13 protein-coding genes are annotated in these 11,166 nt (G+C 70.7%); 8 read left to right on the plus strand and 5 right to left on the minus strand.

The window, feature by feature from the left end:
- Positions 1 to 96: 96 nt before the first annotated feature.
- Together ACWDS7_RS41775 and ACWDS7_RS41780 are read right to left on the minus strand one after the other, a co-directional pair.
- Positions 97 to 1,836: a hypothetical protein gene (locus ACWDS7_RS41775; RefSeq protein ID WP_451933797.1), complete on the minus strand. Its 1,740-nt coding sequence runs from the start codon at positions 1,834 to 1,836 to the stop codon at positions 97 to 99.
- 51 nt (positions 1,837 to 1,887) lie between these two features.
- Positions 1,888 to 2,604 (minus strand): IclR family transcriptional regulator, encoded by a 717-nt coding sequence (locus ACWDS7_RS41780; RefSeq protein WP_306865010.1) that lies wholly within the window; start codon positions 2,602 to 2,604, stop codon positions 1,888 to 1,890.
- A 69-nt stretch (positions 2,605 to 2,673) separates the two neighbouring features.
- Between ACWDS7_RS41780 and leuC the strand changes: the two genes are divergently transcribed.
- The 4 genes from leuC to ACWDS7_RS41800 all read left to right on the plus strand — a co-directional run bounded on the left by leuC (position 2,674) and on the right by ACWDS7_RS41800 (position 5,328).
- Positions 2,674 to 4,053 (plus strand): 3-isopropylmalate dehydratase large subunit, encoded by a 1,380-nt coding sequence (gene leuC / locus ACWDS7_RS41785; RefSeq protein ID WP_306865012.1) that lies wholly within the window; start codon positions 2,674 to 2,676, stop codon positions 4,051 to 4,053.
- 12 nt (positions 4,054 to 4,065) lie between these two features.
- Positions 4,066 to 4,653, plus strand: a complete 588-nt coding sequence (gene leuD / locus ACWDS7_RS41790) for a 3-isopropylmalate dehydratase small subunit (RefSeq protein ID WP_306865014.1) — start codon at positions 4,066 to 4,068, stop codon at positions 4,651 to 4,653.
- The gene (locus tag ACWDS7_RS41795) at positions 4,632 to 4,886 is read left to right on the plus strand and encodes an SCO5555 family protein (RefSeq protein WP_306865018.1); all 255 of its coding nucleotides are present in this window, start codon (positions 4,632 to 4,634) and stop codon (positions 4,884 to 4,886) included. Before leuD ends, ACWDS7_RS41795 begins: the two co-directional genes overlap by 22 nt.
- Before the next feature lie 142 nt (positions 4,887 to 5,028).
- Positions 5,029 to 5,328, plus strand: a complete 300-nt coding sequence (locus ACWDS7_RS41800; RefSeq protein ID WP_306865021.1) for an HU family DNA-binding protein — start codon at positions 5,029 to 5,031, stop codon at positions 5,326 to 5,328.
- Positions 5,329 to 5,489: 161 nt separating this feature from the next.
- On the opposite strand, the gene ACWDS7_RS41805 is transcribed toward ACWDS7_RS41800, so the two are convergent.
- Both ACWDS7_RS41805 and ACWDS7_RS41810 read right to left on the minus strand, forming a co-directional pair.
- A complete protein-coding gene (locus ACWDS7_RS41805) occupies positions 5,490 to 5,714 on the minus strand; it encodes a hypothetical protein (protein WP_451933798.1) in 225 nt (74 codons plus the stop codon).
- A gap of 4 nt (positions 5,715 to 5,718) precedes the next feature.
- On the minus strand, positions 5,719 to 6,534 hold the full coding sequence (locus tag ACWDS7_RS41810; protein WP_451933799.1) for a TetR/AcrR family transcriptional regulator: 816 nt from the start codon (positions 6,532 to 6,534) through the stop codon (positions 5,719 to 5,721).
- A 207-nt stretch (positions 6,535 to 6,741) separates the two neighbouring features.
- On the opposite strand from ACWDS7_RS41810, the gene ACWDS7_RS41815 reads away from it, so the two are divergent.
- Positions 6,742 to 8,199 (plus strand): MFS transporter, encoded by a 1,458-nt coding sequence (locus tag ACWDS7_RS41815; protein WP_451933800.1) that lies wholly within the window; start codon positions 6,742 to 6,744, stop codon positions 8,197 to 8,199.
- 75 nt (positions 8,200 to 8,274) lie between these two features.
- On the opposite strand, the gene cofC is transcribed toward ACWDS7_RS41815, so the two are convergent.
- The gene (gene cofC, locus ACWDS7_RS41820; RefSeq protein WP_451933801.1) at positions 8,275 to 8,958 is read right to left on the minus strand and encodes a 2-phospho-L-lactate guanylyltransferase; all 684 of its coding nucleotides are present in this window, start codon (positions 8,956 to 8,958) and stop codon (positions 8,275 to 8,277) included.
- A 67-nt stretch (positions 8,959 to 9,025) separates the two neighbouring features.
- On the opposite strand from cofC, the gene ACWDS7_RS41825 reads away from it, so the two are divergent.
- From ACWDS7_RS41825 to ACWDS7_RS41835, 3 genes are all read left to right on the plus strand, one after another.
- Entirely contained in the window at positions 9,026 to 9,739 is a 714-nt protein-coding gene (locus ACWDS7_RS41825; RefSeq protein ID WP_306865036.1) for a lysophospholipid acyltransferase family protein, read from the plus strand.
- A gap of 20 nt (positions 9,740 to 9,759) precedes the next feature.
- On the plus strand, positions 9,760 to 10,770 hold the full coding sequence (locus ACWDS7_RS41830; protein WP_306865038.1) for an NAD(P)H-dependent glycerol-3-phosphate dehydrogenase: 1,011 nt from the start codon (positions 9,760 to 9,762) through the stop codon (positions 10,768 to 10,770).
- A partial coding sequence (locus tag ACWDS7_RS41835) for a PLP-dependent transferase (protein WP_451933802.1) occupies positions 10,767 to 11,166 on the plus strand: 400 nt, incomplete at its 3' end. The genes ACWDS7_RS41830 and ACWDS7_RS41835, both read left to right, overlap by 4 nt.

Consider the following 11,166-nt stretch of genomic DNA (forward strand, 5'->3'; position numbering starts at 1 on the left):
TTGGACCCGGCCGGATCCCGCTCGGACACGGACCGCGCTGCCAGGCCCGGCCTGGATGACGGCGCGGACGGCGGCCCCGGCCCACCCCCCGTCACCTCAGTTGTTGGTGGAACGGGCCTTGAACAGGGCCCGCTTGGCGGCCTTGCCCACCTGCTTGTCCGGGTGGGCCTTGCCGATCGCCTCCAGCAGCTCCTCCAGGTGCGGGTGGGGCACCTTCCAGATCACGTCGAGGAGGTTGATCAGTTTCGGCACGTTGCCGATGTCGTCGAGGCTGCTGACGAACTCCGGCCGGCCGAGACCGGCGGAGATGGTCAGCATGTCGAGGATCAGCCAGTGGGTGTCGGCCTGGGTGGGCGGGGGAGCGTCGTCGACGCCGAGCTGGGCCAGGTGGGTGGCCGCGTAGGGGCGCAGGGACGGCTCGTCGAGGGCGTCCTGCCACGCGGGCACGGCGACCTCGCCGAGCGAGCCGACCATGCTGGCCGCCTGGACCCGGACCAGGGCGTCCGCGTCGTCCTCGGCCGCGGCCTCCAGCAGCTCCTTGGCGGCCCGGTCGGGCTCGCGCAGCTCCATCCAGGCGGCGAACTCGGCGTCCGCCTCCTCCTCGGGCAGCTCCGCGCTGAAGGAGAGCAGGTCCAGGGCCGTCATCGCGTCGATGGCGGGCCGGGCGTCCAGCTCGATGTCGGCGTCGTCGGCCAGGTGGACCACGCCCTCCATGCCGAGCGGCGTCAGCCGTACCTGGTCGTGCTCGACCTCGACCATGCCGTAGCCGGCCAGCCAGTCGAGGACGGGGCTGAGCGGGTCGCCGTACTGGGCGGTGGCCGCGGCCCAGGCCTCGGCGCCCTGCTCGTCGTATTCGGCGGCGGCCTCGGCCAGCTCGGTGCGGAGCTCGGCCAGCGGCTTGGAGCCGGTCGCCAGGAGCACCCGGACCAGCAGCGCCCGGGTCAGCCCCGACAGGGCGATCGTGGCGTCCTCGTCCTCGAGCTCGGGGTCGCCGTAGTCGATCGAGTGCAGGCCGGCCATCCAGACGTCGAGGGCGTCGTCGTCCTCCTCGAAGGGCCAGTCGGCGGTGTCGGCGTCCGCGCTGACGGTGTCTTCGCCCTCGGGCTGGAGGAAGTCCAGGTCGATGGCGAGGTTCCAGATGTTCCAGAGCGCGGGCACCGAGTCGGCCAGCGACCTGTCGCCCCCCTTGGGCGCGGGCAGCCCCAGGGCGGCCAGGGCCTCGGTGATCTCGGCGTCGGTGAGCAGGCTCGTCTCGCCCACCCGGCGCTCGGACCCCACCCAGACCGCGAGGTCGCGCGCCTTGGCGATCAGCGGTGCGGCCCGGGTGGCCGCGGCCAGCTCGGCGTCGGGACGCAGCCGGATCGTCGGCAGCTCGGCGAGCTCGTCGGCGAACGGCTCGAAGTCGCCCAGCCCCTCGTCCTCCTCCTCGTCCTCCTCGTCCTCGTCGTCCTGCTCGGCGACGAGGTCCTCCATCGCGTCGACGAAGTCGTCCTCGAGGTCGTCGAGCTCGGCGAGCAGGTCCTTGAGCGAGGCGGAGCCCTTGGAGAGCCGGTCGGTCTCCGACAGGAAGGTCAGGTAGGCGCGGACCGCGGGCACCATGCCGTCGGCGGCGGCGTCCGGGTCCTCCACGACCTGGGGCATCCGGTCGAGCAGCACCGTGCGCAGATCGGCCCGCTTCCACCGGCCCACGTCGTCGGAGGCGATCAGCCGGTGCCACAGGACCACCGAGCCGACCAGGTTGGCATCGCTGCCGGGTGCGTTCTCGCGCGCCCAGAGGATGAATTCTTGGAGCAGGGGACGCAGTTCAGCGGCGGCTGCCTCGATGCGATCTGTCACCTACCCAGCCTAGGGGGCCGCAAGGGTGCTCGCCTCCCCATATCGCACGGTTCAGTTGGCCCGCCGCATCGTCTCGGTGATCCGCTCGGCGGCGGTGACCACGGGGGCGGCGTGCAGCCTGCCGGGGGTGCGGGTGAGGCGCTCGATCGGGCCGGAGACCGAGACCGCGGCGACCACCTTGCCGCCCACGCCCCGGATCGGCGCCGAGACGCTGGCCACGCCCTGCTCGCGCTCGCCGACGCTGTGCGCCCAGCCCCGGCGCCGGACGCTCGCCAGCGTGGCCGCGGTGAACTTGGCCCCGCGCAGGCCCCGGTGGAGGCGGTCCGGCTCCTCCCAGGCGAGCAGGATCTGGGCGGCCGACCCGGCGAGCATCGGCAGCGCGGCGCCGACCGGAACGGTGTCGCGCAGCCCGCTGGAGCGCTCGGCGGCCGCCACGCACACGCGCTCGTCGCCCTGACGCCGGTAAAGCTGCGCGCTCTCCCCGGTGAGGTCGCGCAGCTGGATCAGCACCGGCGAGGCGACGGCCAGCAGCCGGTCCTCCCCGGCGGCCGTGGACAGCTCCGACAGGCGAGGACCCAGCACGAACCGGCCCTGCGTGTCGCGGGAGACGATGCGGTGGTGCTCCAGCGCGACGGCGAGCCGATGGGCGGTGGGGCGTGCCAGACCGGTGGCCTGGACGAGCTGTGCGAGGGACGCCGGACCGGCTTCGAGGGCATTGAGCACGAGCACGGCCTTGTCGAGTACGCCGACTCCGCTAGAGTTGTCCATACACCGATACTGCCGTCTCGACATATGAGAAAGCAAGTGGGGTGCGGAAAGCGATCGCAAGGAGGCGACATGGGCCGCACGCTGGCGGAGAAGGTCTGGGAGCAGCACGTTGTGCGACGTGCCGACGGAGAACCCGATCTGCTCTACATCGACCTTCACCTCATTCACGAGGTGACCAGCCCGCAGGCGTTCGACGGCCTGCGCATGGCGGGCCGTCCCGTCCGCCGTCCGGAGCTGACGATCGCCACCGAGGACCACAACGTCCCGACCCTCCTCGGCCCGATCAAGGACCCGGTGTCGCGCACCCAGGTCGAGACGTTGCGCAAGAACTGCGCGGAGTTCGGCATCCGGCTGCATCCCATGGGCGACGCCGGCCAGGGCGTCGTGCACATCATCGGGCCGCAGTTCGGCCTCACCCAGCCGGGCATGACGATCGTCTGTGGTGATTCTCACACCTCCACCCACGGCGCCTTCGGGGGCATCGCCTTCGGCATCGGCACCTCCGAGGTGGAGCACGTGCTGGCCACCCAGACCCTGCCCGCCTACCGGCCCAAGACGATGGCCATCGAGGTCTCCGGCGAGCTGCCGGTCGGCGTCACGGCCAAGGACCTGATCCTGGCGATCATCGCCAAGATCGGCACCGGCGGCGGCCAGGGATACATCGTCGAATACCGCGGCGAGGCCGTCCGCAAGCTCTCCATGGAGGGCCGGATGACCGTCTGCAACATGTCCATCGAGGCGGGCGCCCGGGCGGGCATGATCGCCCCGGACGAGACCACGTTCGAATACCTGAAGGGCCGGCCCCACGCGCCGACCGGCGCCGACTGGGACGCCGCGGTCGAATACTGGAAGTCGCTGGCCACCGACGAGGACGCCGTCTTCGACACGGTCGTGGAGATCGACGCCACGGCGCTGACCCCGTTCGTCACCTGGGGCACCAACCCCGGCCAGGGCGCCCCCCTGGGGGCGGCGGTGCCGGCCCCGCAGGACACCGACGACCCGGCCGCGGCCGAGCGCGCGCTGGAATACATGGGCCTGACCGCGGGCACGCCGCTGCGTGAGGTCGCGGTGGACACCGTCTTCGTCGGCTCCTGCACCAACGGGCGCCTGGAGGACCTGCGGGCCGTGGCCGACGTGCTGCGCGGCCGCCAGGTCGTCACCCGCACGCTGATCGTCCCCGGCTCGATGCTGGTCAAGCTCCAGGCCGAGCAGGAGGGGCTGCACGAGGTGTTCAAGGCCGCGGGCGCGGAGTGGCGCGAGGCGGGCTGCTCGATGTGCCTGGGCATGAACCCCGACACCCTCGCCCCGGGCGAGCGCAGCGCGTCGACGTCCAACCGCAACTTCGAGGGGCGCCAGGGCAAGGGGGGCCGCACCCACCTGGTCTCCCCGCAGGTCGCCGCAGCGACCGCCGTCACCGGCAAACTGACCGCGCCCGCCGACCTGGCCTAGGAGATCCCGATCATGGAAGCTTTCACCACTCACACCGGCCGGGCCGTGCCGCTGCGCCGCAGCAACGTGGACACCGACCAGATCATCCCCGCGGTCTGGCTCAAGCAGGTCAGCCGGACCGGATTCGAGAAGGGCCTGTTCTCCGCCTGGCGCGAGGACCCGTCCTTCGTCCTGAACGACCCCGCCCACGAGGGCGCCTCGATCCTCGTCTCCGGGCCCGACTTCGGCACCGGCTCCTCGCGCGAGCATGCGGTCTGGGCCCTGCAGCAGTACGGCTTCCGCGCCGTGATCGCGGCCCGTTTCGGCGATATCTTCCGTAATAATTCCACCAAGATGGGCTTGCTGCCCGTTGTCCTGCCGGCCGCCACGGTCGAGGCCCTGCAGGCCGCCGTCGAGGCCGATCCCGCCCTGGAAATCACGGTTGACCTGGGGGAACGCCAGGTCCGCTGGGCCGGGGAGATCGCCGGGTTCGAAATCGACGACTACACCCGCTGGCGTCTGATGGAGGGATTGGACGACATCGGGCTGACCCTGCGTAATGCCGATGACGTCGCGGCATACGAGAATAGGCGGCAGCCATGGCTGCCGACGACCGTCTGACGCGTTCAGAAAACGAGCTGGCGTGGCGGCTGCGCGATGCGCACCGCCGCGTCCGCGTGCTGCCCGTTCCCCTTGATCAGAGGGAGCGCCTGAGCAGGCGCCTGCTCTCCATCTGTGACGTCGCCAAACGCGATCTCAGCCATGCAGCGGGGCGTCTTGATTTATTCCTTCTAGACCTTGATGCTCTGGTTTCAGATACGCCGAGTGCTGGAAACATTGCGGAAGGTGATTGAGTCGCGCGGCTCCGTCCCCTAATTTCAAGCGGGCAAGGGGTTTCTCGTTCAGTTGGGACCCCGTGCCGTGACAAATCGGGTGAGACGGGTTTTCTGCCTCATGACCCACTCCCAGACATCGGTAACAGGGGGAGCAACCTTTATGAACAAGAAGGAACTCGTCGACGCGATCGCGGATCGGGTGGGCGACAAGAAGACAGCCACCGAGGCCGTCAACGCGGTGCTCGACGCCATTCAGAAGGCCGTCGCCGGCGGGGACAAGGTCTCCATCACCGGCTTCGGCGCCTTCGAGATGGTGCACAAGCCGGCTCGCACGGCCCGTAACCCTTCGACCGGCGCCGAGATCAAGGTCGCCGAGAGCTGGGGTCCGAAGTTCCGTCCCGGCTCGGACTTCAAGGAGCTCGTCAACGTGGAGGGAAAGAAGGCCGCGAAGAAAAAGTAGGGCCTCACGCGGACGGCCCGGATCCCCGCCGAGGGGATCCGGGCGTCCGGCTGTCCGGGACGGGGGCGGCCGCCGCCGGGTGACGAGGGGCACCCGGTCCGGCGGGGACGGGCGCGGGGGCGTCCGGCCGTCAAGGGCGGGTGACGAGGGGCGCCCGGCCGTCAGGGACGGGGGTCCGCGCTCCGGTCCGGCAGGGGGAAGGTCGAGAGCGTGACGTAGGTGATCTGGCCGTCGTCCATGACGATGTTCACCCGCTGTCCTGGACGGAGCAGCCGCAGCGGCCCGGCGTCGAAGGCCGCCGCGCCGAAGGGGACCTCGGTCCCGTCGTCCAGGAACACCGACCCCGACCGGGTCGTCGCGTCAAAGGTCCGCACCGTCGCCTGCACGCGATCAGCGTAGCTCTTCCGGCGCGGCGCGCTCACCGTGGCCGGCGTCACCCCGCCCGTCCGCCGGTTCCGGCCCGCCGGAGGGTCCTGAGCCTCCGGCCTGCCGGGCCTCCTCGGCGATGGAGGCCAGGCCGCGGACGATGATCTCCATGCCCAGCTCGAACCGGTCGTCGTTGGACTTGTCCATCAGGAAGTCCGAGAGGGCGACCAGGTTGGGGAACCGGTCGGCCGGCAGATCCTTGAAATACTGGTTCATGATGGTCTGGAGCTCTGTCCAGGTGCCCTCCTCCGCCTCGCGGCGGCGGTCCTCCCACATGTTCTCCTCGTAGGCGAAGCCGTCGATGAAGGTGGAGATCACGTCGCCGGCGGCTCCGGCCACCCGGTCGGGGAGACCCGCCGCGCGGAAGACGCCCAGGAGGCGGTCCACCTGCGGCAGCACCTCGGGATTGAACGGCACGCTTCTCATGGAGATCCGGGCCAGGTCGCGGTGCTCCCGCAGCCTGGCCCGGCTGCTCCTGGCGAACTCCATGATCTGCTCACGCCAGCGGGCGGGATCGGCGTCGGGCAGGGTCCAGCCGCGGAACATCCGGATGTACATCAGCTCGAACAGCTCGTCCTTGCTGCTCACGTGGGCGTAGAGAGCCGAGACCGCGACGCCGAGCTCGGCCGCGACCTGGCGCATGCTCAGCTTGTCGTAGCCTTCGCGGTCGAGCACCGCGTAGGCGGCGTCGACGATCCGGTCAGGGGTGAGCGGGATCCGGACGCGAGGCGTCCTGCGACGGGACCGCTCCCAGGGCAGCGCGGGCAACTCGTCACTCATGGCGCCAGTGTAACGCTCAAGTGAACAACGCTCACTGAGTCGAACGGCGCTCACCTTCACGATATATCTTGATCTGTGGTTGCATGAGATATATCGTGAACACCGCACACCTCGAAGAACACTGTTCATGATAAGAACATTGCTCAATTACAGTGAACACTGTTCATCGGTGGTGGACATCCCCCGCAGACATATGAGGAGCCTCAATTGGCCACAGACATGACAACCCCGGTCATAGCGGCCGTCGAGCCACCCGCCTACCGATGGCGCTGGGTCGCCCTGTTCGTGATCCTCGCCGCCGAGGTGATGGACCTCCTGGACGCCATGGTCACCAACATCGCCTCGCCCACGATCCAGGCCGAGATCGGCGGCACCGCCGCCACGATCCAGTGGCTCGGCGCCGCCTACACCCTGTCCATGGCCGTGGGTCTGATCACCGGTGGCCGGCTGGGCGACATCTTCGGCCGTAAGCGGATGTTCCTCATCGGCGCGGCCGGGTTCACCCTGGGCTCCCTGCTGTGCGCCCTCGCCCAGTCGCCCGAACTGCTCGTCGGCGCGCGGGTCGTGCAGGGTCTGTTCGGCGCGGTCATGCTGCCGCAGGGGCTGGGCCTGATCAAGGAGATGTTCCCGCCGAAGGAGGTGGGCGCGGCCTTCGGCATGTTCGGACCGGTCATGGGCCTGTCCTCGGTGGGTGGGCCGATCCTGGCCGGATGGCTGATCGACGCCGACTTCTTCGGCACCGGCTGGCGCATGATCTTCCTGATCAACCTGCCGCTCGGCCTGGCCGCCCTCGCCGCCGGGCTGCGCTTCCTGCCCGAGTCACGCTCCCCGCACCCGCTCAGGCTCGACGTCCCCGGTGTGATCCTGGCCTCGGCCGCCGGCCTGCTCCTGGTCTTCCCGCTCGTCCAGGGCCGGGAGGAGGGCTGGCCCGCCTGGTCCTTCGTCATGATCGGCGCCTCGGTCGTGGTCTTCGCGGTCTTCGGCTGGTTCGAGTCCCGCAAGAGCCGGATGGGCGGCGACCCGCTGGTCGTGCCCAGCCTCTTCCGCAAGCGGGCCTTCACCGGCGGCCTGCTGACCGGCCTGGTCTTCTTCTCCGCCATGTCGGGCTTCACGCTGGTGTTCAACCTCTACACGCAGATCGGCCTCGGATACTCCACGCTCAAGGCCGCTCTCGTGATGATCCCCTGGTCGCTGGCCATGGTCGCCGGCTTCGGGCTGGCCCAGGCGGTGTCGAGGTTCGGCCGCAAGGTCCTGCAGGGCGGCGTCCTCATCATGGCGCTCGGCACACTCGGCGTCCTGCTGACGATCACCCTGGCCGGGGCGACGGTGACCGCCTGGCAGTTCGTCCCCGCCCTGGCGGTGACCGGCATCGGCATGGGCCTGCTGATGGCGCCCTTCTTCGACATCGTGCTGGCCGGGGTCGAGCAGCACGAGACCGGCTCGGCCTCCGGCACGATGACCGCCGTCCAGCAGCTCGGCGGCGCCTTCGGCGTCGCGCTGCTCGGCACGGTCTTCTTCGACCTGGTGGACGGGGGGCCGCACCCCGACATCGCCGGGGCGATGCGGGTGGTGCTGTGGGTGGTGGCCGGCATGCTCCTGCTGACCTTCCTCACGGCCTTCCTGCTGCCGAGGAAGGCCCGCGAGGAGGCGCACGCGGGGCATTGACCGCTGCTGTCACAGGCGCACGCGGGGCATTGACCGCTGCTGTCACAGGCGCACGCGGGGCACTGACCGCCGCTGTCACACGGAGGGAGCCCCCCCGTCGGGGGGCTCCCTCCTGATCTTCTCCGCCATCGCCAGGGTGCGGGAGCCCACGCCGAGAGCCAGGGCCGCCCGCAGGTCGTCGGGGGTGTCCACGTCCCGGTGGACCGAGTCGATCCCCTCCAGGCAGATCTCCTTCGCGCCGCGCCGCAGGTGACGGTCGCGCGACTCGCCGCCGAACCCCGGGGTGAACGGCACGCCGGGCCGCACCCCGTAGAAGGTCGTGCCGACGTCGGCGGCGTCGGGCAGGAACGCCTGGTCGAACTCCGCCGCGGCGGCCAGCACGAGTGCCAGCTCCGCCGGGCGGAGCGCGGGGAGATCGGCCTGGAGCGCGCCGACGGCACCGCCGGGCGCCAGCCGTACCGCCTCCTGGGCGCCGTGCCGCAGCGCCGCGTTCAGCCCCGCCTCGGGGTCGCCGACCACATGGGCCCCCACCCCGCCGAGGGCCTCGGCCGCCACCGGGTCGCCCGTCACCACCACGATCCGCGTGACGATCGGGCAGCTCAGCGCCGCTTCGACGGTGTCGCACGCGATCGCCACGGCCAGCGCGGCCCGGTGCGGGCCGGCCGCCTCCGACAGCCGGGTCTTGGCGGCGACCAGTGTCTTGACAGGGACGACCAAGGTCCAGCCGGAACTCTCCGAAGCAGGCATAGCCTTAAGCATCCCGCCTCGACATCCCGCAGAGTCAACCGGGACACTTAGGGCGCATCCCGCTTACATGGAGGAGCTCATGAGACGCCCTGGATGGCCTTCCCGGTTCTGGGTCGCCGTGGCAGTCGCGATCGTCAAGCCGATCGCGTGGCTCCTGGTCAAGAAGGACTGGCGCCGGGCCGACCGCCTGCCCAAGGAGGGCGGGATCATCCTGGCGACCAACCACCTCTCCTGGGTGGACCCCGTCCTGCTGTCTCACTACCTCTACGACAACGGGCGCTGGCCGACGATCCTGGCCAAGTCGGGACTGTTCTCGGTGCCGGTGCTCGGGCACATGGTGAGGTCGCTGATGGCGATCCCGGTCTACCGGGGGAGCTCCGAGGCGATCCGCTCGCTGAAGGAGTCCGAGCGGAGGCTCGCCGACGGGGCGTGCGTGCTGTTCTACCCCGAGGGCACCTGCACCCGCGACCCCCGTTTCTGGCCCATGGAGGGCAAGACCGGAGCGGCCCGGCTCGCCCTGTCCAGCGGCGCGCCGGTCATCCCGGTGGCCCACTGGGGCGCGCAGGAGATCCTCCCCTACGGGAGCAAGAAGCCCGACCTCTTCCCGCGCAAGACCTTCCGCGTGCTGACCGGCCCGCCGGTCGACCTGTCGAAGTACGAGGGACAGCCGCTCCACGCCGACGTCCTGCGCGAGGCGACCGCCGACATCATGGCGGCCATCACGGACCTGCTCGCTGAGTTACGCGAGGAGAAGGCGCCAGAGGCGCCGTTCAAGAGACCTTCCGACAACTGACTTCGGCGTACGGTGATGAAATGACCAAGGCGGCTGTATTCGGCACGGGATCGTGGGGCACCACCTTCGCGATGATCATGGCTGGGGCGGGCACCGAGACGATCCTGTGGGGGCGGCGCCCGGAGGTCGTCGAGGCGATCGACCGCCGTCACGAGAATCCCGACTATCTGCCTGGCGCGACGCTGCCCGAGAACCTGCGGGCCACGACCGATCCCGCCGAGGCGCTCGACGGCGCCGACTTCGTGGTGCTCGCGGTCCCCTCCCAGACGCTGCGGTCCAACCTGATCGGCTGGAAGCCGGACCTGCCGCCCGACGCAGTGCTCGTCAGCCTGATGAAGGGCATCGAGCTCGGCACCACCAAGCGGATGAGCGAGGTGATCTGCGAGGTCGCCGAGGTGCCCCAGGAGCGGGTCGCGGTGGTGTCGGGCCCCAACCTGGTCGGGGAGATCATCCGGGGCCAGCCCGCCGCGACCGTGGTCGCCTGCACCGACGAGCGGGCCATGGAACGGCTCCAGGCGGTCTGCCACCTGCCGCCGTGGTTCCGCCCCTACACCAACCCCGACGTGGTGGGGGTGGAGCTCGGCGGGGCGGTCAAGAACGTGATCGCCCTGGCGGTCGGCGTCGCCGCCGGGATGGGCCTCGGCGACAACGTCGGGGCGATGCTGATGACGCGCGGGCTGGCCGAGATCTCCCGGCTGGGCGCGGCGCTCGGCGCCGATCCGCACACCTTCGCCGGGCTCGCCGGGATGGGCGACCTCATCGCGACCTGCACCTCCCCGTTGTCCCGCAACCGCACCTTCGGCAAGAATCTCGGGCAGGGCATGACCCTGGCCGAGGTCGTCGCCGCGACGAAGCAGACCGCCGAGGGGGTCAAGTCCTGCGAGTCGGTCCTGGAGCTGGCCAGGAAGCACGATGTGGAGATGCCGATCACCGAGGTGGTGGTGGCCGTCGTCCATGACGGGCTGCCCCCCAGCGAGGCCGCGATGCTGCTGATGTCCCGCACCCCCAAGCCGGAACGGTACGGCGTGTGAACCGACGCGCGCGCAGACGGCAGGGCGAGAACACCCGGTCGGCGCACCTGCCCGCCCCGCCGGCGCCGCGGCGGACCCCCCTCGGCCCCCCGGTGTGGCGCAGCTCCGCGTGGAGCTTCGCCGACTCCGGCCAGCTCGCCGAGGCGTTCGAGGGCGGGGGCTCCGGCTCCGCCCACGGCCGGATCGACAACCCCACCACCACCGCCTTCGCCGCGGCGGTGGCCGCGCTGGAGGGCGCCGCGGCGCCCGAGGACGTCGCCGGGCAGGCGTTCGCGTCGGGGATGGCCGCGGTCAACGCGGTCCTGATGACCTTCCTGCGCGCGGGCACGCACATCGTCGCCCCGGCCCCGCTCTACGGCGGGACCCACTCGCTGATCACCAATGTGCTGTCCCGGT

It is taken from the genome of Streptosporangium sp. NPDC003464 (assembly GCF_053588315.1).